Raw genomic sequence first — 22,303 nt, forward strand, 5'->3', positions numbered from 1 at the left:
CGGCAGCCGCCGCTGCGAGCCTAAAAAACTGCTTCATTTTCGATACCCTCTCCTTCAGACCGCGTAGAGGCTAGTCAAATCGGTTTGAATTTCAAGTCGGAGAGGTGAGAGACACGGTTTTTTGTTGTCCAGCGGGCGGCTGTTCTTGCCGTCCGCTGGCGTTATTTGGCCTTTACATCACGATGACGCGGGTGCCGACATTGACGCGATCGTAAAGGTCGACCACGTCCTCGTTGCGCATGCGGATACAGCCGGAGGAGACGGCGCTGCCGATCGTCCAGGGCGCATTCGTGCCGTGAATGCGGTAGAGCGTGGAGCCGAGATACATGGCGCGCGCGCCAAGCGGGTTTTCCGGGCCGCCATCCATGCGGGCGGGAAGATAATGACCCTTGGCGGCTTCGCGGCTCACCATTTCCGACGGCGGCGTCCAATCCGGCCACTCCGACTTGCGGGTGATCTTGTGGGCGCCTGCCCATTCGAAGCCGGGCTTGCCGACACCCACGCCGTAGCGGCGGGCCTTGCCGCCATCCATGACGAGGTAGAGGAAGCGGTTGTTGGTGTCGATGATAAGCGTGCCGGGCCTTTCCTTGGTATCGTAATCGACGATCTGTGGCAGGAACTGCGGCTCGACCTGCCCACGGATGACGGGAACGCCGGGGCGGATGGCCGAAACGGTTTGCGGTGCCGGCTGCGGCGCGCGCTGGATGTACGTCCGGCGCTGCTGGAAAAGGCCGCGCTGCTGTACGACGACTGGCCGCTGGTAGACGACGGGACGAACCGAACCGCCGCCGAGCTGGTTGATCCAGGGGGCGGTGAGATCGGGGCTCAGCACCACGGGCGGACGGGAGGCGTAGCGGTCGTCTGCAAAGGCGGCCGTGGACAGAATGCCGAGCATTGCTGCGGCAAGGACAAGGGGTTTCATCATCGGACGAACTCTCTACAAATGGCCGAAAATGCGCTGGCGGAAATGTCCGCCTGCGGTCATGCTGCCACCACGTTCGCCAGCGAATGGTAAATGCGGATTCATTAAAAGGCGACGGACGGAATAAACTTTTCGTCAGGGTTACCGTTCGGTTTGGAAAGAAGGTTTGCAAATGGTAAAGCCGGATTCACAGCCGCAAAACGAGAAGAAAATATGAGCGAAACCGGCATCATCATCGGCGAGGACGGCAAGAGCCGCTGCCACTGGCACGCGAATCTGCCCGACTACCTGCGCTACCACGATGAGGAGTGGGGCAGGCCTGTCACCGATGACATCAGGCTCTTCGAGAAGATCTGCCTCGAAGGTTTCCAATCCGGTCTTTCCTGGCTGACGATCCTGCGCAAGCGCGAGAATTTCCGCGCCGCTTTCGCCGGCTTCGATTTCGAGAAGGTGGCGCGCTTTGGCGACGAGGATATCGCTCGCTGCCTTGCTGACGCCGGCATTATCCGCCATCGCGGCAAGATCGTATCGACGATCAACAATGCGCGTCGCGCAATCGATCTCAGGGACGAATTCGGTTCTCTCTCGCGCTACTTCTGGAACTATGAACCGCGGCAGGAAGATCGGCCTGCAGTCGTCGACCGCCAGCATATCGTTGCCAATCCGACCACCGCCACGTCAGTCAGGATTTCCAAGGATTTGAAGAAGCGCGGCTGGACCTTTGTCGGACCGACCACAGTTTATGCCTTCATGCAGGCTATGGGTCTCGTCAACGATCATCTCGAAGGCTGCTTCTGCCGCGCTGAAGTGGAGGCGATGCGCGCAGCATTGGTGCGCCCATGAAATCGCTTCTTGTGCTCGCCACAGCACTTTTCCTGTCCGCCTCCGCAGCCTTTGCGCAGACGCCCCAACTCGACCCGGGCGAGAAGATCGAAAAGCTGCAGTTCCCCGCCGTGACCATGCAATTGAAGGGTTGGACCAAATTCGGCAACAGCCATGTCTATACGCTGCCCGTGCGCGCCGGCCAGCATGTGAAGATCAGCTTCGAGACAAAGAGCAAATTCGCCTATCTCGCGATCTTCGATCTGTCGAAACCCGATGACGAAGCCTTTTTCGGCACGGACGAGGACGGCACCAGCTACGAGATGACAGTCAAGGAAAACGCCACCTGGCTGCTGCGCCCTTATTATTCCAAGGTCTCGCCGCGGCGCGGGCTCGGTGCGCCCTACAGCATCCTGATCGAGCCGCTTGCCGCCGCTCCTCAGGCTACGCAACCGGCGCCTGCCCAGCAGGAGCAGCCGTCGCTGTTTCCGAAGCGGAAATAGTGTCGCTTAGTGTAACCCGTCGATCAGCCCGCGCAATTCGCCGAGATGGACGATCCTGCGGAAGCGCGGCGCGTCCTTCGGCTCCTCGACCCGCTCCAGGACCCAGGTGAGTTCGTGGGGCACGAAGACCCCGTAGCTGCCGGCGGCAATGGCCGGCACGATATCGGACTTCAGCGAATTGCCGACCATCATCGCCCGCTCCGGCCCGTCGCCGACCTTGGAGAAGATGCGCCGATAGGTGACCGCCGTCTTGTCGGAGACGATCTCGACAGCATCGAAATAGTCGCCAAGTCCGGACTGGGCGAGCTTACGCTCCTGATCGAAGAGATCACCCTTGGTGATCACCACCAGCAAATATTTTCCGGCAAGCGTTTCCAGCGTGTCGCGCACATGCGGCAGGGTTTCGACCGGATGGGACAGAAGGTCGCGTCCGGTATCGAGGATTTTGGCGATCACACTCGCCGGCACCTTGCCCTCGGTGATCTCGATCGCCGTTTCGATCATCGACAGCGTGAAGCCTTTGATGCCGAAACCGTAGTGGGCGAGGTTGCGTTTTTCGGCTTCGAGAAGCCGCTCGGAAATCTTCGCGCCCTCGGCGAAATCGGTGAGAAGCCGGGTAAAATGCTCTTCCGTCAGTCTGTAATAATGTTCGTTCTGCCAGAGTGTGTCATCGGCATCGAAACCGATCGTCGTCAATGGTCGGGCGGTCATATACGCACCTCTAGAAATACGCCCTGTCTCTATAGGGCGGGCAATCTATTCCCAGCCTGTGTCGAGACAAGGGCGTCTCCACGGGGCCGTGTTCCGTTGAAAAACGCGGGCTGGCGACCTACATGAAAAGTGCCTCACCTTGCAGCCAGCCCCGGCTGTGCCTGTTACGCGCAGGCCAATAATCAAAAAATAGAGTTCAGCAGTCCGCAAGCCCCTATTGCGGCAGACACAAGGGAATTTCTCGACATGCGTTACAATCAACTCGGAAATACCGGACTTTTCGTATCTGAAATCTGCCTTGGAACCATGACATTCGGGGAGGCCAAGCAAGGCACCCCCTGGGGCGCCATTGCCGATGTCGACCAGAAGGCGGCCGATGAGATCGTCCAGCGTTCGCTGGATGCCGGCGTCAATTTCATCGATACCGCGGACGTCTATTCGTTTGGTGAATCCGAGCGATTGCTCGGCCAGGCACTGAAGAACCTCGGCGTGCCGCGCAAGGATGTCGTCATCGCCACCAAGGTCTATGGCGTGATGGGCGACAAGCCGAACGACCGAGGCGCCTCGCGCGGCCATATCATGGACTCAGTCGAAGCCAGCCTCAAGCGCCTGCAGACGGATCATATCGATCTCTACCAGATCCATGCCACCGATCCGGTCACCCCGATCGACGAGACGCTGCGCGCGCTCGACGATCTCGTCTCCCGTGGGCTCGTGCGTTACGTCGGCGTGTCCAACTGGCAGGCATGGCGCATCGCCAAGGCGCTCGGCATTTCCGAGCGTAAGGACTATGCCCGTTTTGAGACCGTGCAGGCCTACTATTCGATTGCCGGCCGTGACCTCGAACGCGATATCGTGCCGCTGCTGCAGGAAGAAAAGCTCGGCCTCATGGTCTGGTCGCCGCTCGCTGGCGGCCTGCTCTCGGGCAAGTATGGTCCGGGCGCACCAGGCAATGGTGAAGGCCGCCGTGCCAATTTCGACTTCCCGCCTGTCGACAAGGACCGGGCCTGGGCCTGTGTCGCCGTTATGCGCGAAATCGCCGAAAAGCATGACGTGAGCGTCGCCACCGTGGCGCTTGCCTATATCCTCGCCAAGCCCTTCGTCACGACCGTCATCATCGGCGCCAAGCGTGTCGACCAGCTCGACCAGAACCTTGCAGCCGTCACGCTGAAGCTCGATGCCGAGGAGATCAAGAAACTCGATGAGGTCAGCGCGCTCGCTCCGGAATATCCGGGCTGGATGCTTTCCCGCCAGGCTGCCGGCCGCCGCCCGGTCGATTTCGAGCCCAAGGCCTGATCAGGCAAAGGCCTGATTGAAAAGGGCCGCCGTTCCGACGGCGGCCCCTTTTATTCTTGCTGTCGGCTTATTTGGCGTGGGCCTTCAGCCAGGCATTCATCTCTGCGATTTCAGCCTCCTGCGCCTTGATAACACTCTCGGCAAGTTTGCGGATTTCCGGATCCTTTCCGTACTGCAGCTCGATCTTTGCCATGTCGATCGCTCCCTGATGGTGAGGGATCATGCTGCGGACGAAATCCACATCGGTATCGCCGCTTAGTTTGATCATCATATCCTTGTGCATCCTGTCATTGGCCTCTGTGAAAGCCTGGCTGGACGGGCCGTGGCCGCCCATGTGCTTGGACATGTCCATGGTCGACATATCCTCGGCAAAGGCGGGTGCAGCGAAAGCGATGATGGCGGAAAGAGTGATGATTTTCAAAGGCATGAGTATTCCTTCCTCTGTCTGGCAATAGGGTCTAATGGCAGCGTATTGCTGCCGCTCTGCAAAAGGGATCGTTAGATGAAGCGGGGAGGCGGCGCCTGCGGTACCGGTCTGTTGCCCCTCAGCGCCCGGTCGAGAGCCGGAGACGGATAGGCGAAAACATGCTTGCCGCCATCGGCAAGCAGATCGGCCGGCGGCAGCACCATGCAGGCGGCGCAGAGCGGCATATGGGCAACGCCTGTGGAGCAAGGGTCTTTCGCATAATCGGCCTTGGCCGACATGTCAGGCATGGCCATGCCCTCGATGTGATGATGCGCTGTGCTGGCTTCGGTCTGTACCGCCATGTTCATCGATGCGCAGGTCGGGCAGCCAGCCCATGCCGACAGGGTGCTGTAGACCAGCCAGCCGAAAAACATCGTCATGAGAGCCAAAGCGCGCATGCGAGAAACATAGGCAAGCCCAGGTGAAAAGCCAAGCCGCTCACCAGGCGGCAATGACCTTGTGAACGATCTGGTAGTCACGACTTTCTTCGCCAAGCGGTGCGACGGGCCAGTCCCAGCCGGCCTTCGCCTCGGGCGGCGCCACGCCATGCAGCAGGTCGGCTTCCTCATGTACTTTGCCGGTCCGGTCGATGACCACGTAGGAGATGTCGGTCACCAGGCAGGTGCGGCAGGGCTGAGCCGCCAGCCCCCCGATATGCGCCGCTACCAGCCGCTCAACGGTATCTTCGGGCATCCCGGAGGGAGCTTCCGCCTCATATCGTCGTTTGACGCCCCGGCCGATCTGCGAGAGCAGGTTGGCGGAAACGACGAAATCGAGATAGGGCACGCTGCGCAGGAAGCCGAGCGGCTCCGGATCGTGTCCTGCCTTCAGGTCGTCATAGCCGGAGAGATCGCGTTCGATCAGCCGCACGTTCCGATAGCGCTTGCCTCTCAGCCGCAGGCGCACGGAGGCCAGATGCACGAGATCGACAAGCACGACCGTATCGAAACTCCCAGCCAGATCCTCGATCGGCACGTCCCGGAGCAATCCGGACCCGAGCACGACTGCGGTCCGCCGCTGTGACAGGCCTGATATCGCGGCGCGAATGGCATCCTTGCTCTTGGCCTCATGGACCGCCCAATCGCGGCTGCAGCGGCCGGCGCGTGACCACAGATTGACCGAATAGCGCACGAAGCGGCGCTGCGCGCTGCCCGTAAGCGCTGATGTGGCGAGATACTGAAGCGCTTCCGCGATCATGGCTATATCCTGATATCAGGTCCTTTCCGCATCGTTCCATCGATTCTGGTCGCCATATCAAGGCCCTTGCCCTTGCCGCTACCCGCCCAATCCGCTAGGAAACCGCCACTGTCACATATGTGGAAATCCCCCGAAATGAACGACAAGCAGAAGAAACCGCAAAAGCTCAAGGCCCGCCTTCCGCGCGGCTTTGTTGACCGCTCAGCAGCCGATCTCCGCGCCGTCAACGAAATGACTGCGAAGATCCACGAGGTCTATGAGCATTATGGTTTCGATCCGGTCGAGACGCCGCTGCTTGAATATACCGATGCGCTCGGCAAGTTCCTGCCCGATAGCGACCGTCCGAACGAGGGTGTCTTCTCGCTACAGGACGACGACGAGCAGTGGATGTCGCTGCGCTACGACCTGACGGCGCCGCTCGCCCGTCATGTGGCGGAGAATTTCAACGAGATCCAGCTTCCCTACCGCACCTATCGCGCCGGTTACGTCTTCCGCAACGAGAAGCCGGGTCCGGGCCGTTTCCGCCAGTTCATGCAGTTCGATGCCGATACCGTAGGTGCGCCCGGCGTCCAGGCCGATGCCGAAATGTGCATGATGATGTCCGATACGCTGGAAGCACTCGGCATCAAGCGCGGCGATTACGTCATCCGCGTCAACAACCGCAAGGTTCTGGATGGCGTGCTCGAAGCGATCGGCCTCGGCGGCGATGACAAGGCCGGCCAGCGTCTCAATGTGTTGCGCGCCATCGACAAGCTCGACAAGTTCGGCCCCGAAGGTGTCGCCCTGCTGCTCGGCCCCGGCCGCAAGGATGAGTCAGGCGATTTCACCAAGGGCGCCGGCCTTGATCAGAGCCAGATCGAGAAGGTCCTCTTCTTCGTCGGCATCAAGAACTATGCCGAAAGTGCCGCCCAGCTGGCAGAGCTGGTCGCCGGCACGAGCAAGGGCGTCGAAGGCGTCGAGGAGCTGAATTTCATCGGCGCGCTCGTCACCAGCGCCGGCTATCAGTCCGACCGCATCAAGATCGATCCCTCTGTCGTGCGCGGCCTCGAATATTATACCGGCCCGGTCTATGAGGCCGAACTGCTCTTCGACGTCACCAACGAAAAGGGCGAGAAGGTCGTCTTCGGCTCCGTCGGCGGCGGCGGCCGGTATGACGGTCTCGTCTCCCGCTTCATGGGCCAGCCGGTTCCGGCCACGGGCTTTTCGATCGGCGTCTCGCGCCTGATGACGGCGCTGAAGAACCTCGGAAAGCTCGGCCAGCAGGATATCATCGAGCCGGTGCTCGTCACCGTCATGGACGGCGATGTCGAGGCGATGGGCCGCTACCAGCGCTTCACGCAGCAGCTTCGCGCCGCCGGCATCCGTGCCGAGATGTTCCAAGGCAACTGGAAGAAGTTCGGCAATCAGCTGAAATATGCCGACCGCCGCGGCTGCCCGATCGCCATCATTCAGGGCGGCGACGAGCGTGCTGAGGGCGTCGTGCAGATCAAGGATCTCATCGAAGGCAAGCGCCTGTCCGGCGAGATCGAGGACAACACGACCTGGCGCGAGGCGCGCGTGGCACAGGAAACCGTGCCGGAAGGTGATCTCGTCGCCAAGGTGAAGGAAATCCTCGCCGCCCAGGCGGAGGACCGGAAGAGGGCGGGCTGATATGGCCCTCATCAACCTCCCCGCATTCTCCGGCGAGCTTCTGGATGAATTTTCCGCCCGCAAGGCGGAGCGTATCGACACGCCGGTCATCCAGCCGGCCGAGCCCTTTCTCGATATCGCCGGCGAGGATCTTCGCCGGCGTATCTTCATGACGGAAAGCGAAACCGGCGCCAGCCTCTGCCTGCGCCCGGAATTCACCATTCCCGTCTGTCTGCGCCATATCGAGAGCGCGACGGGCACGCCGAAGCGCTACTCCTATCTCGGCGAAGTCTTCCGCCAGCGCCGCGACGGCAGCAATGAATTCTATCAGGCAGGCATCGAGGATCTCGGCGATATCAATCTCGCCAGTGCCGATGCCCGCGCGATCGGCGATGCCGTTGGCATCCTGTCCCGCTTGCTGCCCGGTCGGCAACTCTCCGTCACGATCGGCGATCAGGCCGTCTTCGAAGCTGTGGTGCAGGCGCTCGGCCTGCCGGTCGGCTGGCAGAAGCGGCTGATCCATGCTTTCGGCAATATGATGCAACTGGAGACTCTGCTGGCGGGTCTCGTCAGCCCGCAATTTGTCACCGGCCTCGACGATAAGGTTGCTCAGTTGGTCGGCCTCGAGGATGAGGTAGCGCTGATTGCCTATATCGACGAGACCATGCAGGTGACCGGCTATTCCACCAATGCCAGCCGCTCGCCGCAGGAGATCGCCCGTCGGCTGAGGGAAAAGCTTGTCCTGTCCGAAACCCGGCTCGATGACGCAGCCTTCCACGTGCTGGAGCAGTTCCTGTCGCTCAAGGTGCCGCTCGTCAACGCATCGGCAGCGCTTTCGCATTTCGCCGACGCGGCAGGGCTGAAGCTCGGCAATGCGCTTGCGCGTTTCGATGGCCGTGTGGCGGCACTTTCCAATGCCGGCGTCGATCTTTCGCTCATCGAATACCGCGCTGCCTTCGGTCGTCCGCTCGATTATTACACCGGCCTCGTCTTCGAGGTCATGGCTGAAGGTTCCACGGCGGTTCTCGCCGGCGGTGGCCGTTTCGACAGGCTGTTGACCTTCCTGGGCGCGAAGGATCGCATTCCCGCCGTCGGCTTCTCCCTCTGGCTCGACCGTATCGAAACCGAAAGGGCAGCCGCATGACGATCACCATTGCGCTTCCCTCCAAGGGCCGCATGAAGGACGACTGCTCTGATATCTTCGAGCGCGCCGGCCTGAAAATCTATGCCGTCGGCAATGACCGCTCCTATCGCGGCCGCGTCGAAGGCTGGGACGATGTGGAAATCGCCTTCCTCTCGGCGTCGGAAATTTCCCGCGAACTCGGCAACGGCTCTATCGATTTCGGCGTTACCGGCGAAGACCTCGTGCGCGAAGGACTGGCGGAGGCCGACAAGCGGGTGGAATTCTGCGCCCGGCTCGGCTTCGGCCATGCCGATGTCGTCGTCGCCGTGCCGGAAATCTGGCTGGATGTCGATACGATGGCTGACCTTGTGGATGTCGCTGCCGATTTCCGCGCCCGTCATGGCCGACGTCTGGCGATCGCCACGAAATACTGGCGCCTGACCCAGCAGTTCTTCTCCAGCCAGCACGGTATCCAGCTCTACCGCATCGTCGAGAGCCTCGGCGCCACCGAAGGCGCACCCGCTTCCGGTTCGGCCGATATCATCGTCGATATCACCTCCACCGGCTCCACACTGCGCGCCAATCACCTCAAGGTGCTCTCCGATGGCGTCATCCTGCGCTCGGAAGCCTGCCTCGTGCGCGCCCGCAAGGATGCCCATGCCGATACGCCCACGGTGACGGCGATCGTCGAGGCTGTCCGCTCGGTTCTCTGATCACGTTGTTGAACATGCAAAACCCGCCGTCAGGAGAGACGGCGGGTTTTCGTGTTTTGGAGGAAATGGAATTAGCGGGCGGCGACGGCCTGCAGGCCGCGGCGTGCGTCGATCGAATAGGCACCGGCACCGACGGTGGCAAGCAGGATGTACGCGCCGGCCAGTGTGATGTTCTTCATGACCATAATCTGGTTGAGGATATTCACGAGTTCCGCGCCACTTGCGTAGGGCAGATGGAAGACAACGGCCGTGAAGACACAGAAGCCAGCGAGCAGCCAGCCGACAATGCGGACCTGGAAGCCCGTGAGAACCGCAAGGCCGGCCAGTAGTTCGAAGAGGCCTGCAACATAGGCCAGGAGGGTTGCTGCCGGCAGGCCGGCACCGGCGATCATGCCGGCAGTACCGGCAGCATCGGTTACCTTGCCGAAGCCGGCAAGGATGAACATGAAGGACAGAAGAATGCGGGCGAGAAGGATGAGGGCGTTATTCGTATTCGACATGGACGTTGCTCCGTTGAATGGCTCTTGAGGTCTTGATGCCCCGGCACCGTGTTGGACCTCGGATGCCCTCTATTTCGCCTTTTTCTGACGTTGGGGAAAGATAAACGTCAGCGGACAGTTTGTTCACTAATATGAAACGATCGGTTGGCTTGCCTTGTATGGCGGCTGTCTTTTATGGTCGCCGCCTCACCCAAGGAGAAACCGATGGCAGATCTTTCCGCATTTCCGATCACCAGCCGCTGGCCGGCGAAGAACCCCGACATTATCCAGCTTTATTCGCTTCAGACGCCGAATGGCGTGAAGATTTCAGTGGCGCTGGAGGAACTCGCGCTGCCCTATGAGCCCCATTATGTGTCCTTCGCGACGACGGATCAGAAGACGGCGGAATTCGTATCGCTGAACCCAAACGGCCGTATCCCGGCAATCATCGATCCCAACGGCCCGGATGGAAAGCCGATCGGGCTCTTCGAATCCGGCGCTATCCTGCTCTATCTGGCGGAAAAGACCGGCAAGCTGATCCCGGCCGATGCTGCAGGCCGCTATGAAACCATCCAATGGGTCTTTTTCCAGATGGCGGGTATTGGCCCGATGTTTGGCCAGTTTGGCCATTTCTACAAATTCGCCGCCGACAAGGTCGCCAACAATTCCTACCCGGTGGAGCGCTACCGCGATGAGGCCAAGCGCCTGTTGAGCGTGCTGGAAAGCCGCCTGCAGGGCCGCCAGTGGATCATGGGCGACGAATACACCATCGCCGACATCACCACCTTCCCGTGGATCCGCGGCGCCGATATCTTCTATGGCGGCCGCGAAGTGCTGGACTATGCGAAGTTCCCCGCCGTCATGGACTGGCTGCAGCGCTGCATCGCCCGCCCGGCAAGCGAGAAGGGCCTCAACATTCCGGTCAAGCCCGACTGACATTCTTCGGATTGAAACAGAAAGGCCGGTCTCGCGACCGGCTTTTTCTTATGCCCACGCGGGCAGATTACTGCCGGCTGGCAATCTGGCTGGCGCCTTCCAGCTTGAAGCGCGGGAAGACGAAAACGCCGACCATGCTACCGCTGTATTTTTCTTCCAGCCCGTTGGATTCGCCCATGCAGAAGAGCGGCTGGCGAAAGCCGTTCGGCATGATGATGGTCGTCGAAAAGCAGAAGGATGAGGAAAGCGTCGCAGCCTGCTCGAAGAGCTGCAGAACGTGGTTGCGGTCCTTGGAATCGTAACAGCGCACCAGGCTCAACAGGCCGCATTCCTGCGCCAGGAGACCGTGCAGCATCGCGCTCCACTCGCCGAGCCTGATGACTCCAGTCGAAAAGTCTCCGATCCAGCTTTCGGAAACGGAAAACTGCGCCAACATGTCGTGATTATGATTGTTGTAGTCCAGCGAGCCGGGCATCAAGGGTGCGGCAGCATTGGCTTTGGCGATCTTAAACAAGGCGTTCCCCAGTTCGGGTGCGGCTCCCCTGCCACACACTCGGCAAACACAAAGAAACAGGATCACGCAGCGCCAGGCATCATGCCTGTGCTTTCACCTTGCTGAAACAGTTGTCCGGCCGCGCCTTTGATGGTCGCCGCTCGAATGTCTCCTGCAAGATTTAATCTCGTATGTTCGCGGAGACCTTCGAAAGCCCGAATGTTCACGCGTGGCCTTTGGCGTATCCGGTCTCGTCTGAGGCGAGAATTCTTCCGGGGCGAACGTCAATTGCAGCGCGGATTTATAGGAACTTTTGCGCAAACGGCAACGGCTTTTTCCGGGGCGTTAGGTTGACGTTATGATTGGATTTTGCCCGGACTGCGCGTTATCCGCTAATTTTGTGGGCAAAAGTCTCATTTATGCGTTGTGGAAACGGTTTCACAGATACCATAGCATGCAGTTTTAGTAAATTAGACGGCTCTGAGACCAAATTTCCTTAAAGGGGAAAATGCGAAATACGCAAGCCTCGCGAAAGCTTCGGACCAAAAACGGCGCCTTAAGTCGCAGCTTAAGCCGCGATTATTTTCGAATCGGCTGAATAAAAAAGGGCGATCCGAAGACCGCCCTTCCTGTTCCGGAGACCGGAATGGATATCAGTGATGGCTTACGCCTATCACATCATGTCCATACCGCCCATACCGCCCATGCCGCCCGGCATTGCCGGAGCGTCCTTCTTCGGCAGCTCGGCGATCATGGCTTCCGTGGTGATCAGCAGCGAAGCAACCGAAGCTGCGTTCTGCAGAGCCGTACGGACAACCTTGAGCGGGTCGACGATGCCCATGGCGATCATGTCGCCATATTCGGACGTCTGGGCGTTGTAGCCGTAATTGTCTTCGTTCTTGTCGAGAACCTTACCGACAACGATCGAAGCTTCATCACCGGCGTTTTCCGCGATCTGGCGAACCAGAGACTGCAGGGCGCGGCGAACGATGTTGACGCCGGCTTCCTGATCCTGGTTTTCACCCTTGACGGTGATCTTCGTGGAGGAGCGCAGGAGAGCAATACCGCCGCCTGGGACGATACCTTCCTGAACAGCAGCGCGCGTCGCGTTGAGAGCGTCGTCGATGCGGTCCTTCTTTTCCTTCACTTCGACTTCCGTCGAACCGCCGACGCGGATAACGGCAACGCCGCCAGCGAGCTTGGCAAGACGTTCCTGCAGCTTCTCGCGGTCGTAATCGGAGGTGGTTTCTTCGATCTGGGCCTTGATCTGGGCAACACGGCCTTCGATGTCGGACTTGGCGCCAGCGCCGTCGACGATCGTGGTGTTTTCCTTGGAGATCGAAACCTTCTTGGTGCGGCCGAGCATGTCGAGGGTGACAGACTCGAGCTTGATGCCGAGGTCTTCGGAGATGACAGTGCCGCCCGTCAAGATGGCGATGTCTTCAAGCATGGCCTTGCGGCGGTCGCCGAAGCCCGGAGCCTTGACAGCAGCAATCTTCAGACCGCCGCGCAGCTTGTTAACGACGAGCGTAGCAAGAGCTTCGCCTTCGACGTCTTCAGCGATGATGAGGAGCGGCTTGCCGGTCTGAACGACAGCTTCGAGAACCGGGAGCATGGACTGCAGGTTCGAGAGCTTCTTTTCGTGCAGGAGGATGAAGGCGTCTTCGAGGTCAGCAACCATCTTTTCCGGGTTGGTGACGAAGTAAGGGCTGAGGTAGCCGCGGTCGAACTGCATGCCTTCGACGACTTCGAGCTCGGTTTCAGCGGTCTTGGCTTCTTCGACGGTGATAACACCTTCGTTGCCGACCTTCTGCATGGCTTCAGCAATGTCGAGACCGACCTGCTTGTCGCCGTTTGCAGAGATCGTGCCGACCTGGGCAACTTCTTCCGAGGTGGAGATCTTCTTGGCCTTGGCCTGGAGATCCTTGACGACTTCAGCAACGGCGAGATCGATGCCGCGCTTCAGGTCCATCGGGTTCATGCCGGCAGCAACAGCCTTGTTGCCTTCGCGAACGATGGCCTGTGCGAGAACCGTTGCAGTCGTGGTGCCGTCGCCGGCGACGTCGTTGGTCTTTGAAGCAACTTCGCGGACCATCTGGGCGCCCATGTTTTCGAACTTGTCTTCAAGTTCGATTTCCTTGGCGACCGAAACACCGTCCTTGGTGATGCGCGGAGCGCCGAAGGACTTGTCGATAACGACGTTGCGGCCCTTAGGACCAAGCGTGACCTTCACTGCGTCAGCGAGGACGTCGACGCCGCGCAGCATCTTTTCGCGCGCGCTGCGGCCGAACTTTACTTCTTTAGCTGCCATTTTGAGAACTCCTGAAAAGGGGTGTCAGCGATTTCGATGAAAGACAATCGGCCGATTAGCCGATGATGCCCATGATGTCGGCTTCCTTCATGATCAGAAGGTCTTCGCCGTCGATCTTGACTTCCGTGCCCGACCACTTGCCGAACAGGATACGGTCGCCAGCCTTGACGTCGAGCGGAACGACCTTGCCGGATTCGTCACGAGCGCCGGAACCGACGGCGACGATTTCGCCTTCCTGCGGCTTTTCCTTGGCGGTGTCCGGGATGATGATGCCACCCTTGGTCTTCGCTTCGGATTCAACGCGACGGACGACGACGCGATCGTGAAGCGGGCGGAAATTGGTGCTTGCCATTGCTAATCCCTCGATCAAATGACATTCGCGGACCGGGTTGGCCCACAATGAAAGTGTTAGCACTCAACTCCCGTGAGTGCTACCGCCGTGCATTTAGGGATGGCTCCAGAAGGAGTCAAGAAGAGCCATCACGGATTTTTGTGCCGGAATTGTGGAGACAGGCAGGATTTGTCCGGCTTGGTTACCGAGCTTTGCTCACGCCCGGCTTTTGAACCCCGGCGTTCTTCGCCTGACGCAGAAAATGCCTTGCCATTGAAGCCCGCCTTTGCAATGTCACCGGTGACTGAAAGCGAAGCAGGAAAGCGGAATGGCAAAGCGGATTGCGAACTTCTCCGAGATCACCGATCGATACGATGCGGTGCTCTGCGATGTCTGGGGCGTCGTGCATAACGGCGTCGATCCGTTCCCGAAGGCAGGCGAGGCGCTGCAGGCGGCCCGCGCCGCCGGCCTGACCGTCGTCCTCATCACCAATTCGCCGCGCGTCTCCTGGCAGGTCGTCGAGCAGCTGCGCCAGATCGGCGTGCCTGACAGTGCCTATGACCGTATCGTCACCTCTGGCGACGTCACCCGCGCGCTGATTGCCGAAGGCCCGCGCGAGGTCTTCCTGCTCGGCCCTGAGCGCGACAATCCGATCCTTGAAGGCCTCGATATCGAGCGTGCTGCTGCGGGCGACGCCACCTCCGTCGTCTGCACCGGCTTTTTCGACGACGAGACGCAGACGCCCGAGGACTACACGGACATGCTGCTGGATTTCAAAGCCCGCAACGTGCCGATGATCTGCGCCAATCCCGACCTCGTGGTCGAGCGCGGTCACCGCATCATTCCCTGCGCCGGCGCCATGGCCGCCTATTATGAGCAACTCGGAGGCTCCACCCGGATCGCCGGCAAGCCACACCGGCCGATCTATGAGGCCACACTTGCCGCTGCCCGCGAGGTCCGTGGTGATTTCCCTATCGACCGTGTGCTGGCGATTGGCGACGGCATGCCGACGGATGTTCGCGGCGCCTTGAATTATGGCCTCGACCTCCTCTACATCAGCGGTGGTATCCACGCGAAGGAATATACGCTGCACGGCGAGACCGACGAGGCGATCCTGCACGCCTATCTCGAACGGGAAAAGGCAGCGCCGAAGTGGTGGATGCCGCGCCTCGCATAAGAGAATTGAAGCCGATGACCGTTTTTCACCGCAATGAAACCCGCGATCCGCTACCCGAGCATCTGAAGGGCGGTGTCATCGCCATCGGCAATTTCGACGGCGTCCATCGCGGCCATCAATCGGTGCTGAACCGGGCTCTCGATATTGCAAAAGAGCGCGGCATTCCCGCCCTGGTGCTCACATTCGAGCCGCATCCGCGCACCGTCTTCAAGCCGGATGCGCCGGTCTTCCGCCTGACGCCGGCGCCCTTCAAGGCCCGTATCCTGGAAGAGCTGGGCTTCAACGCAGTCATTGAATACCCCTTCAACTACGAATTCTCGCAGCGTTCGGCGGAAGAGTTCATTCATTCCATCCTGAAGGACTGGCTCGGCGCCTCTGAGGTGGTGACCGGCTTCGATTTCCATTTCGGCCGCGGCCGCGAGGGTGGGCCTGCCTTCCTGATGGATGCCGGCAACAGATATGGTTTCGGCGTCACCCTGATCGACGCATTCCGCGACGAGAACACGGATGTCGTTTCATCGAGCCATATCCGCGCGCTGCTGAAGGACGGCGATGTCTCCTCGGTCGCCGCCATGCTCGGCTATCATTATACGGTCCAGTCGAAGGTGATCGATGGCGAGAAGCTCGGCCGCCAGCTCGGCTTCCCGACCGCCAATATGCAGCTGCCGCCGGAGGTCGAACTTGCAGCCGGCATTTACGCCGTTCGTTTCCGCCTCGAAAACGGCAAGCTCTATGATGCGGTGGCAAGCTACGGCCGGCGTCCAACGGTGACGGAAAACGGCGTGCCGTTGCTCGAAACCTATCTTTTCGATTTCAGCGGCGATCTCTACGGCCAGACCTGTTCGGTCTCCTTCTTCGGCTATCTGCGCCCCGAACTGAAGTTCGACGGGCTCGATCCGCTCGTCGCGCAGATCAAGCGCGACGAGGAGGAGGCAAGGGCACTGCTGGCAGGTGTGAGACCGCTCGGCGAGCTCGACCGGAAGCTGTGTTTCGATTGACCTCAGGCCGTGCCGAGCGCGGGCTGTGATTTCTGGCGCGGCAACGGCGGGAAAGCGAGTGCAATGGCTGCCGCACCGAGCCCGACCAGCGCGGAGCCGATGAAGAGCCAAGAGTAGTTGGCATAGGTATCGTAGATCCAGCCGCCGATCAGCGGGCCGAAGGCCATACCGATGCTGGAAAGCATCGTTGCCGCCCCGAAGACAGTGCCGATGATGCGCGGACCGAAATATTCACGCGCCAGCACAGCATAGAGCGGCATCACCCCGCCATAGGCGCTGCCGAAGATGACGGCGAGCGCATAGAACTCCCCGAGCTTGCTGACGGCAAGATAGGTGGCAAGGGCCGCCGCCTGCACCAGCAGGCCGGCGATGATGACCGGCTTCACGCCGATCCGGTCTGCCAGCGTACCATAGAGCAGGCGCCCGCCGAGACCGGCAAGTCCCTCGACACTGTAGATGCTGACGGCTGCCATCGGGGCCACGCCACAGAACGTTGCGTAGCTCACCATATGGAAGATCGGTCCGGAATGGGCGGCACAGCAGGCGAAGAAGGTCAGCCCGAGCACGATGAACTGCGGCGAGCGGAAAACCTTCCACAGATTGGGGGCACCGCCATCGCCTGATACGATGGCCTCATGCGTATCCTGCGGTGGCGACGACCGTCGACGCACGAGAAGTGCTGCCGGGATCATCAGGATGAGTGCACCGATGCCGATGATCATCATCGCCGGGCGCCATTCATAGGCGGTGATCAGCCAGCGAGCGAAGGGCGAGATCGTCATCGGCGCAACACCCATGCCCGCCGAAACCAGCGAGACGGCAAGGCCGCGGTTCTCGTCGAACCACTCCGTCGTCGCGGCGATCATCGGTGCGAAGAAGGCACTGGCCGAAAGCCCGACCAGCACGCCATAGGTCAGCTGGAACTGCAGAAGCGTTTCCGCGCGGCTGGCAAGCATCAGCGCCAGCCCGAGGATGACGGAGCCGATCAGCACCACCGGGCGCGGCCCATATCGGTCGCTGGCGGCACCCCAGAAGAAGCCGCCTATGCCCATGACGATGAAATTGAGCGTCATCGCGCTGGCGATGCCGGCATGCGACCAGCCGGTCGCGTCGGCGATCGGTTGCTGAAAAATGGCGAGAGAAAACATGGCGCCGAGGGCAACGCACGTCATCAGTGCGCCGGCCGCGACGATTACCCAACGATAGGAACTGCTCATATCCTCATCACTCCTTGCGGGCGGGTTTGATCGGCATGATGAATTTCCCATGCCTGTGAGTCAAAGACGTTCGGGCAAGGGGGAATTCGACAGGGACTTCGGATTTTTTGCATTGGGAGCAGTAAATCGTCACCGTCTTCGTCAATCTCCTCGCGCCAGCGACGGGAATTGCAACAAGCCACAGGCGTTCGGCCGCGGCATTTTCGCAGCGGCTGGAGACTGAAATCCCTCTTCCTTTTCCAGCAAAAAGCGCCTATGAACCGGCGCAATGAGTAAATTCCGGCTGGCGCATTCGATACGAATTATCGGCCCGGTCTTCCGCGCGCGCTGAGCGGCCGGAAGGTCCGGGTTTTCGGCGCTTGGCTTGCGCGAGCGCTTTCCGTCACCATAGATTTCATATCCGCGTGCCCTTGTCCGGGCCGCCAGAAGCGATTGTCACACATGACCGAAACAGCCGAAAAGATCGATTACTCGAAGACCCTCTATCTGCCCGAAACGGATTTCCCGATGCGCGCCGGCCTGCCGCAGAAGGAGCCCGAGCTCGTTGCCCGCTGGCAGAAGATGGATCTCTACAAGAAGCTGCGTGCCTCGGCCGCCGGCCGCGAAAAATTCGTCCTGCACGACGGCCCGCCCTATGCCAATGGCAACATCCATATCGGCCACGCGCTGAACAAGATCCTCAAGGATGTCATCACCCGCTCCTTCCAGATGCGCGGTTACGATTCCAACTACGTTCCCGGCTGGGACTGCCACGGCCTGCCGATCGAATGGAAGATCGAGGAAGAAAACTACCGCGCCAAGGGCAAGGCCAAGCCTGACCTGACCGAGCCGTCGGCGATGATCGAATTCCGCCGCGAATGCCGCGCCTATGCTGAAAAGTGGATCGCCATCCAGGGCGGCGAGTTCCAGCGCCTCGGCATCGTTGGCGATTTCGAAAACCCGTACCTGACGATGAACTTCCACGCCGAAAGCCGCATCGCAGGCGAACTCCTGAAGATCGCCAAGAGCGGCCAGCTCTACCGCGGCTCCAAGCCGATCATGTGGTCGGTCGTCGAGCGCACGGCGCTCGCGGAAGCCGAAGTCGAGTATCATGACTATGAGAGCGACACGATCTGGGTGAAGTTCCCGATGGCGAAGGGCTCCGATGCCCTCAAGGACGCTTTCGTCGTCATCTGGACGACCACGCCCTGGACGATCCCCGGCAATCGGGCGATCGCCTATTCCTCGCGCGTTGCCTACGGCCTCTATGAAGTTACGGCTGCCGAGAACGATTTTGGTCCGCGCCCGGGCGAAAAGCTGATCTTTGCCGATAATCTCGCTGAGGAATCCTTCGCCAAGGCAAAGCTGCAGTACAAGCGTCTCGCCGACGTCACTGCTGCAGATCTCGCCGGCGCCACCTGCGCTCATCCGCTTAAGGGCCTCGAGGGCGGCTACGAGTTTTTGGTGCCGTTGCTCGATGGCGATCACGTCACCGACGATGCCGGTACCGGCTTTGTGCACACCGCACCGAGCCACGGCCGCGAAGACTTCGATGTCTGGATGGCGCATGGTCGCGAGATCGAGGCGCGCGGCATCGACACCAAGATCCCGTTCCCGGTCGATGACGGCGGCTTCTATACCGCTGACGCCCCCGGCTTCGAAGGCGCGCGCGTCATCGACGACAACGGCAAGAAGGGCGATGCCAACGATCGCGTCATCAAGGCCCTGATCGAGCGTGGTGCTCTCTTTGCCCGCGGCCGCCTGAAGCACCAGTATCCGCATTCCTGGCGCTCCAAGAAGCCGGTCATCTTCCGCAACACGCCGCAGTGGTTCGTCTACATGGATAAGACCCTGGCGGATGGCACGACGCTGCGCACCCGCGCGCTGAAGGCGATCGATGATACGCGTTTCGTGCCGGCTGCCGGCCAGAACCGCCTGCGCGCCATGATCGAACAGCGCCCGGACTGGGTTCTGTCGCGTCAGCGCGCCTGGGGTGTGCCAATCTGCGTCTTCGTCGACGAGCAGGGCCAGGTGCTGCAGGACGATGCCGTCAACCAGCGCATTCTCGATGCTTTCGATGCCGAAGGCGCCGATGCCTGGTTTGCCGAAGGCGCCAAGGAGCGTTTCCTCGGCAACGAGCATGACCCGGCCAAGTGGTCGCAGGTCATGGATATCCTCGATGTCTGGTTCGACTCGGGGTCGACCCACACCTTCACGCTGGAAGACCGCCCCGACCTGAAATGGCCGGCCGATCTCTATCTCGAAGGCTCCGACCAGCATCGCGGCTGGTTCCACTCCTCGCTGCTGGAATCGGCGGCGACCCGCGGCCGTGCGCCTTACAACGCCGTCCTCACCCATGGTTTCACCATGGACGAGAAGGGCGAGAAGATGTCGAAGTCGAAGGGCAATGTAACCGCACCTCAGGAAGTGATGAAGGATGCCGGCGCCGACATCCTGCGCCTCTGGGTCATGACCTCTGACTACGCGGACGATCTGCGCGTCGGCAAGACGATCATCCAGACCAATGTCGATGCCTATCGCAAGCTGCGCAACACCATCCGCTGGATGCTCGGCACGCTGGCACATGACAAGGGCGAAGTCATCGCGCTCTCGGATCTGCCGGAGCTGGAACAGCTGATGCTGCATCGTCTCTCCGAGCTCGACCAGCTCGTGCGCGAGAACTACGACGCCTTCGACTTCAAGAAGATCGCCCGTGCATTGATCGACTTTGCAAACGTCGAGCTCTCGGCCTTCTACTTCGATATCCGCAAGGATGCGCTCTACTGCGATGCGCCTTCCAGCCTTCGCCGTCGTTCGGCACTCTACGTCATCCGCATGATCTTCGATTGCATGGTGACCTGGCTTGCTCCGATGCTGCCTTTCACCACAGAGGAGGCGTGGCTGTCGCGCAATCCTTCGGCCGTCTCCGTGCATCTGGAGCAGTTTGCTCCGGTCGCCAAGGAATGGCGCAACGATGCTCTGGCCGAAAAGTGGAAGCAGATCCGCGCGATCCGCAGCGTCGTGACCGGCGCTCTCGAAATCGAGCGCAAGGACAAGCGTATCGGCTCGTCGCTGGAAGCAGCCCCCGTCGTCTATGTCGCCGATGCCGAGCTTCGCAAGGCGCTTGAGGGGCAGGATTTCAGCGAGGTCTGCATCACCTCCGGCATCACCATCAAGGCGGATGCCGGCCCGGCTGACGCTTTCCGTCTGCCGGAAGTGCCCGAAGTCGCGGTCGTTCCCAAGCTCGCAGAAGGCGTAAAATGCGCCCGTTCCTGGCGCATCACGACTGACGTCGGTTCCGATCCTGATTATCCCGACGTTTCGGCGCGTGACGCTGCAGCACTTCGCGAGCTCGGCATCCATGCCTGAAGATATTTACCGGGTGAATTGCCTTTATGGCGTTCATCCGGTAAAAGCTGCCTGAAAATGGCCGGATTTTTGCGTCAGGGGGACGATTGTCCGGTGGGCAGTACTGATTCCGGCATGCGGGAAGGGTTTTCATGTTAGCGACGCATTGGTTCCGTTTGGGCGCCTGCCTGTCTCTTGTTCTGGCGGCAAGCTCCACGATGTCCGGCTGCGCCAGCAGCCCGACCTACGGCACCGACAAGACCGCCATGGAACAGCTTGCCGACGACCTCGGCCAGTCCGTTTCGCTGACCGGTCCCGGCCCCAAGAATACAGGCGTGAAGTACACCCCGCGCCCGACGCTGGTCATGCCGGCGAAGGACCAGAAGGAAACACTCGTCGCGCCGCAGGAAACGGTTGCGAACAAGGATAATCCCCAGTGGGTTGAATCTCCCGAAGAAGCCCGTACGCGTCTCGTGAAGGAAGCCGACGAGAATTCGGACAATCCGAGCTATCGTTCGCCGCTCGCCAGCTCCGCCATCGAAGGCGGCCGCCAGACAACCGAAGCCCAGACCAAGGCCTATCGCGAAGCCCGTGCCCTGCAGAAGGGCGCCTATATCGACCAGCGCCGCTACATTTCCGATCCGCCGACCGAATATCGCGCCGTCGACGATCCGGCAAAGCTCGATGACCTCGGCACGCCGGAGCAGAAGAAGGCGAAGCAGCGCAAGAAGGATGCAGCGGTCGCCAATAGCGGCACCAAATGGTGGCAGATCCTTCAGTAAGAGCAATTCGGCAAAAGTGCGCAGCGGTTTTGCGTCGGGAATTGCGTGAAAGCAAAACGGAAATGCTCTAACGGCGCGACGCGTTAAACCAGCGTTGCGTCAGCGTGATATGCAGAAGCTGGCACGCGAGAGAGACGCCACCCATCAAGGCAATATCGGCATTGCGCACTTGGTCGCTGAGCAGGATCGCGGCCATGATTATAGCTGCAAGCCCTGGAATGAAGGCGAAAGCGATCGTTCGCGGCGCCGTCCAATTCACGCTTCCCTTCAGTGACCATTGCATTGGCAGCTTCGCCACGCCCGGCGCAATTGTCCGGTTGGCGTAGGCGGCAAGCACACCCATCACGATGACGGTTCCGATGGCCAGGATCATGGCAGGTCTCTTCTCTCAGAAAAGAATGCTCTCAGCATATCCGCCGACTCGGTCTCGTTGAAGCCGGAATAGACCTCCGGCACATGATGGCAGGTCGGCTGGGTATAGAAGCGCACGCCATTGTCGACCGCTCCGCCCTTCGGGTCTTCCGCGCCATAGTAGAGTCTGCGGATGCGGGCGAAGGAAATGGCCGCCGCACACATGGTGCAAGGCTCCAGCGTGACATAGAGGTCGGCGCCGGCAAGACGTTCTTGGCCAAGCTTTTCGCAGGCCATGCGAATGGCGTCGATCTCGGCATGGGCGGTGACATCGTTGAGTTCCCGCGTGCGGTTTCCGGAGGCGGCGACTGCCGCGCCATCGATGACGACGACGGCGCCGATCGGCACTTCGCCGCGCTCCCCGGCAGCGCGCGCTTCCTCAAGCGCCATCTCCATAAATCGATTTGTCTTCACGTTCGCAGAATTTCCACTTAACCGCAGGTGCATGACCTGATAGAC

The 22,303-nt window shown here is 60.5% G+C and carries 23 protein-coding genes; 11 read left to right on the top strand and 12 right to left on the bottom strand.

The window, feature by feature from the left end:
* Positions 1-172: 172 nt before the first annotated feature.
* Complete coding sequence (locus tag PMI11_RS05235; RefSeq protein WP_007814177.1) at positions 173-925, bottom strand: L,D-transpeptidase; 753 nt, start codon at positions 923-925, stop codon at positions 173-175.
* Positions 926-1,135: 210 nt separating this feature from the next.
* Here PMI11_RS05235 and PMI11_RS05240 point away from each other — a divergent pair, with 210 nt between their 5' ends.
* Positions 1,136-1,765, top strand: a complete 630-nt coding sequence (locus PMI11_RS05240; protein ID WP_007814179.1) for a DNA-3-methyladenine glycosylase I — start codon at positions 1,136-1,138, stop codon at positions 1,763-1,765.
* On the top strand, positions 1,762-2,247 hold the full coding sequence (locus tag PMI11_RS05245) for a hypothetical protein (RefSeq protein WP_007814181.1): 486 nt from the start codon (positions 1,762-1,764) through the stop codon (positions 2,245-2,247). The genes PMI11_RS05240 and PMI11_RS05245 overlap by 4 nt, the downstream gene beginning before the upstream one ends.
* 6 nt (positions 2,248-2,253) lie before the next feature.
* On the opposite strand, the gene PMI11_RS05250 is transcribed toward PMI11_RS05245, so the two are convergent.
* Positions 2,254-2,958 carry an HAD family hydrolase gene (locus PMI11_RS05250; RefSeq protein WP_007814183.1) on the bottom strand — a complete coding sequence of 235 codons (705 nt, stop codon included), beginning with the start codon at positions 2,956-2,958 and terminating at the stop codon, positions 2,254-2,256.
* Positions 2,959-3,204: 246 nt separating this feature from the next.
* Between PMI11_RS05250 and PMI11_RS05255 the strand changes: the two genes are divergently transcribed.
* Positions 3,205-4,254, top strand: a complete 1,050-nt coding sequence (locus PMI11_RS05255; RefSeq protein WP_007814185.1) for an aldo/keto reductase — start codon at positions 3,205-3,207, stop codon at positions 4,252-4,254.
* Between the two features lie 67 nt (positions 4,255-4,321).
* Here PMI11_RS05255 and PMI11_RS05260 read toward each other — a convergent pair whose 3' ends face one another.
* The 3 genes from PMI11_RS05260 to PMI11_RS05270 form a co-directional block, all read right to left on the bottom strand.
* Positions 4,322-4,681, bottom strand: coding sequence for a CopM family metallochaperone (locus PMI11_RS05260; RefSeq protein ID WP_007814187.1), 360 nt, complete (start codon positions 4,679-4,681; stop codon positions 4,322-4,324).
* 71 nt (positions 4,682-4,752) lie between these two features.
* The gene (locus PMI11_RS05265; RefSeq protein WP_037070763.1) at positions 4,753-5,118 is read right to left on the bottom strand and encodes a hypothetical protein; all 366 of its coding nucleotides are present in this window, start codon (positions 5,116-5,118) and stop codon (positions 4,753-4,755) included.
* A gap of 40 nt (positions 5,119-5,158) precedes the next feature.
* Positions 5,159-5,917 carry a hypothetical protein gene (locus PMI11_RS05270; RefSeq protein WP_007814190.1) on the bottom strand — a complete coding sequence of 253 codons (759 nt, stop codon included), beginning with the start codon at positions 5,915-5,917 and terminating at the stop codon, positions 5,159-5,161.
* Positions 5,918-6,052: 135 nt separating this feature from the next.
* On the opposite strand from PMI11_RS05270, the gene hisS reads away from it, so the two are divergent.
* Genes hisS through hisG form a run of 3 tightly spaced genes read left to right on the top strand, consistent with a single transcriptional unit; the run spans position 6,053 to position 9,382 of the window.
* On the top strand, positions 6,053-7,567 hold the full coding sequence (gene hisS / locus PMI11_RS05275) for a histidine--tRNA ligase (protein ID WP_007814192.1): 1,515 nt from the start codon (positions 6,053-6,055) through the stop codon (positions 7,565-7,567).
* A gap of 1 nt (position 7,568) precedes the next feature.
* Entirely contained in the window at positions 7,569-8,690 is a 1,122-nt protein-coding gene (locus tag PMI11_RS05280; protein WP_007814193.1) for an ATP phosphoribosyltransferase regulatory subunit, read from the top strand.
* Positions 8,687-9,382: an ATP phosphoribosyltransferase gene (gene hisG, locus PMI11_RS05285; protein WP_007814195.1), complete on the top strand. Its 696-nt coding sequence runs from the start codon at positions 8,687-8,689 to the stop codon at positions 9,380-9,382. The genes PMI11_RS05280 and hisG overlap by 4 nt, the downstream gene beginning before the upstream one ends.
* A 71-nt stretch (positions 9,383-9,453) precedes the next feature.
* Here hisG and PMI11_RS05290 read toward each other — a convergent pair whose 3' ends face one another.
* Positions 9,454-9,882: a DoxX family protein gene (locus tag PMI11_RS05290; protein ID WP_007814196.1), complete on the bottom strand. Its 429-nt coding sequence runs from the start codon at positions 9,880-9,882 to the stop codon at positions 9,454-9,456.
* 204 nt (positions 9,883-10,086) lie between these two features.
* On the opposite strand from PMI11_RS05290, the gene PMI11_RS05295 reads away from it, so the two are divergent.
* Positions 10,087-10,797 carry a glutathione binding-like protein gene (locus PMI11_RS05295; protein WP_007814199.1) on the top strand — a complete coding sequence of 237 codons (711 nt, stop codon included), beginning with the start codon at positions 10,087-10,089 and terminating at the stop codon, positions 10,795-10,797.
* Between the two features lie 67 nt (positions 10,798-10,864).
* Here the strand turns inward: PMI11_RS05295 and PMI11_RS05300 are convergent, their stop codons facing one another.
* The 3 genes from PMI11_RS05300 to groES all read right to left on the bottom strand — a co-directional run bounded on the left by PMI11_RS05300 (position 10,865) and on the right by groES (position 13,953).
* The gene (locus PMI11_RS05300; RefSeq protein WP_007814201.1) at positions 10,865-11,311 is read right to left on the bottom strand and encodes a hypothetical protein; all 447 of its coding nucleotides are present in this window, start codon (positions 11,309-11,311) and stop codon (positions 10,865-10,867) included.
* Positions 11,312-11,963: 652 nt separating this feature from the next.
* Positions 11,964-13,601 (bottom strand): chaperonin GroEL, encoded by a 1,638-nt coding sequence (gene groL / locus PMI11_RS05305; RefSeq protein WP_007814203.1) that lies wholly within the window; start codon positions 13,599-13,601, stop codon positions 11,964-11,966.
* A gap of 55 nt (positions 13,602-13,656) precedes the next feature.
* Positions 13,657-13,953 carry a co-chaperone GroES gene (gene groES, locus PMI11_RS05310; RefSeq protein WP_007814205.1) on the bottom strand — a complete coding sequence of 99 codons (297 nt, stop codon included), beginning with the start codon at positions 13,951-13,953 and terminating at the stop codon, positions 13,657-13,659.
* Positions 13,954-14,260: 307 nt separating this feature from the next.
* Here groES and PMI11_RS05315 point away from each other — a divergent pair, with 307 nt between their 5' ends.
* Together PMI11_RS05315 and PMI11_RS05320 are read left to right on the top strand one after the other, a co-directional pair.
* Positions 14,261-15,109 carry a TIGR01459 family HAD-type hydrolase gene (locus PMI11_RS05315; protein ID WP_007814207.1) on the top strand — a complete coding sequence of 283 codons (849 nt, stop codon included), beginning with the start codon at positions 14,261-14,263 and terminating at the stop codon, positions 15,107-15,109.
* Positions 15,110-15,123: 14 nt separating this feature from the next.
* The gene (locus PMI11_RS05320; protein ID WP_037070764.1) at positions 15,124-16,107 is read left to right on the top strand and encodes a bifunctional riboflavin kinase/FAD synthetase; all 984 of its coding nucleotides are present in this window, start codon (positions 15,124-15,126) and stop codon (positions 16,105-16,107) included.
* A 2-nt stretch (positions 16,108-16,109) separates the two neighbouring features.
* Here PMI11_RS05320 and PMI11_RS05325 read toward each other — a convergent pair whose 3' ends face one another.
* On the bottom strand, positions 16,110-17,324 hold the full coding sequence (locus PMI11_RS05325) for an MFS transporter (RefSeq protein ID WP_007814211.1): 1,215 nt from the start codon (positions 17,322-17,324) through the stop codon (positions 16,110-16,112).
* Between the two features lie 441 nt (positions 17,325-17,765).
* Here PMI11_RS05325 and ileS point away from each other — a divergent pair, with 441 nt between their 5' ends.
* On the top strand, positions 17,766-20,672 hold the full coding sequence (gene ileS / locus PMI11_RS05330) for an isoleucine--tRNA ligase (protein ID WP_007814213.1): 2,907 nt from the start codon (positions 17,766-17,768) through the stop codon (positions 20,670-20,672).
* A 131-nt stretch (positions 20,673-20,803) separates the two neighbouring features.
* Complete coding sequence (locus tag PMI11_RS05335) at positions 20,804-21,433, top strand: hypothetical protein (protein WP_007814215.1); 630 nt, start codon at positions 20,804-20,806, stop codon at positions 21,431-21,433.
* Between the two features lie 67 nt (positions 21,434-21,500).
* On the opposite strand, the gene PMI11_RS05340 is transcribed toward PMI11_RS05335, so the two are convergent.
* Positions 21,501-21,806, bottom strand: a complete 306-nt coding sequence (locus tag PMI11_RS05340; RefSeq protein WP_007814217.1) for a hypothetical protein — start codon at positions 21,804-21,806, stop codon at positions 21,501-21,503.
* Positions 21,803-22,240, bottom strand: a complete 438-nt coding sequence (locus PMI11_RS05345) for a nucleoside deaminase (protein ID WP_007814219.1) — start codon at positions 22,238-22,240, stop codon at positions 21,803-21,805. Before PMI11_RS05345 ends, PMI11_RS05340 begins: the two co-directional genes overlap by 4 nt.
* Positions 22,241-22,303: the final 63 nt, after the last annotated feature.

Source organism: Rhizobium sp. CF142 (assembly GCF_000281145.1).
In the GTDB taxonomy this organism is placed as follows: Bacteria; Pseudomonadota; Alphaproteobacteria; order Rhizobiales; family Rhizobiaceae; genus Rhizobium.

What these genes read in the sequence shown, in the direction of transcription:
- PMI11_RS05235 (WP_007814177.1), bottom strand. Translation starts at nt 925, where the DNA reads ATGATGAAACCCCTTGTCCTTGCCGCAGCAATGCTCGGCATTCTGTCC.
- hisS (WP_007814192.1), top strand. Translation starts at nt 6,053, where the DNA reads ATGAACGACAAGCAGAAGAAACCGCAAAAGCTCAAGGCCCGCCTTCCG.
- PMI11_RS05345 (WP_007814219.1), bottom strand. Translation starts at nt 22,240, where the DNA reads ATGGAGATGGCGCTTGAGGAAGCGCGCGCTGCCGGGGAGCGCGGCGAA.
- PMI11_RS05270 (WP_007814190.1), bottom strand. Translation starts at nt 5,917, where the DNA reads ATGATCGCGGAAGCGCTTCAGTATCTCGCCACATCAGCGCTTACGGGC.
- hisG (WP_007814195.1), top strand. Translation starts at nt 8,687, where the DNA reads ATGACGATCACCATTGCGCTTCCCTCCAAGGGCCGCATGAAGGACGAC.
- PMI11_RS05265 (WP_037070763.1), bottom strand. Translation starts at nt 5,118, where the DNA reads ATGCGCGCTTTGGCTCTCATGACGATGTTTTTCGGCTGGCTGGTCTAC.
- PMI11_RS05320 (WP_037070764.1), top strand. Translation starts at nt 15,124, where the DNA reads ATGACCGTTTTTCACCGCAATGAAACCCGCGATCCGCTACCCGAGCAT.
- PMI11_RS05250 (WP_007814183.1), bottom strand. Translation starts at nt 2,958, where the DNA reads ATGACCGCCCGACCATTGACGACGATCGGTTTCGATGCCGATGACACA.
- PMI11_RS05245 (WP_007814181.1), top strand. Translation starts at nt 1,762, where the DNA reads ATGAAATCGCTTCTTGTGCTCGCCACAGCACTTTTCCTGTCCGCCTCC.
- PMI11_RS05260 (WP_007814187.1), bottom strand. Translation starts at nt 4,681, where the DNA reads ATGCCTTTGAAAATCATCACTCTTTCCGCCATCATCGCTTTCGCTGCA.
- PMI11_RS05280 (WP_007814193.1), top strand. Translation starts at nt 7,569, where the DNA reads ATGGCCCTCATCAACCTCCCCGCATTCTCCGGCGAGCTTCTGGATGAA.
- groES (WP_007814205.1), bottom strand. Translation starts at nt 13,953, where the DNA reads ATGGCAAGCACCAATTTCCGCCCGCTTCACGATCGCGTCGTCGTCCGT.
- PMI11_RS05295 (WP_007814199.1), top strand. Translation starts at nt 10,087, where the DNA reads ATGGCAGATCTTTCCGCATTTCCGATCACCAGCCGCTGGCCGGCGAAG.
- PMI11_RS05340 (WP_007814217.1), bottom strand. Translation starts at nt 21,806, where the DNA reads ATGATCCTGGCCATCGGAACCGTCATCGTGATGGGTGTGCTTGCCGCC.
- PMI11_RS05255 (WP_007814185.1), top strand. Translation starts at nt 3,205, where the DNA reads ATGCGTTACAATCAACTCGGAAATACCGGACTTTTCGTATCTGAAATC.
- PMI11_RS05290 (WP_007814196.1), bottom strand. Translation starts at nt 9,882, where the DNA reads ATGTCGAATACGAATAACGCCCTCATCCTTCTCGCCCGCATTCTTCTG.
- PMI11_RS05315 (WP_007814207.1), top strand. Translation starts at nt 14,261, where the DNA reads ATGGCAAAGCGGATTGCGAACTTCTCCGAGATCACCGATCGATACGAT.
- groL (WP_007814203.1), bottom strand. Translation starts at nt 13,601, where the DNA reads ATGGCAGCTAAAGAAGTAAAGTTCGGCCGCAGCGCGCGCGAAAAGATG.
- ileS (WP_007814213.1), top strand. Translation starts at nt 17,766, where the DNA reads ATGACCGAAACAGCCGAAAAGATCGATTACTCGAAGACCCTCTATCTG.
- PMI11_RS05335 (WP_007814215.1), top strand. Translation starts at nt 20,804, where the DNA reads ATGTTAGCGACGCATTGGTTCCGTTTGGGCGCCTGCCTGTCTCTTGTT.
- PMI11_RS05325 (WP_007814211.1), bottom strand. Translation starts at nt 17,324, where the DNA reads ATGAGCAGTTCCTATCGTTGGGTAATCGTCGCGGCCGGCGCACTGATG.
- PMI11_RS05240 (WP_007814179.1), top strand. Translation starts at nt 1,136, where the DNA reads ATGAGCGAAACCGGCATCATCATCGGCGAGGACGGCAAGAGCCGCTGC.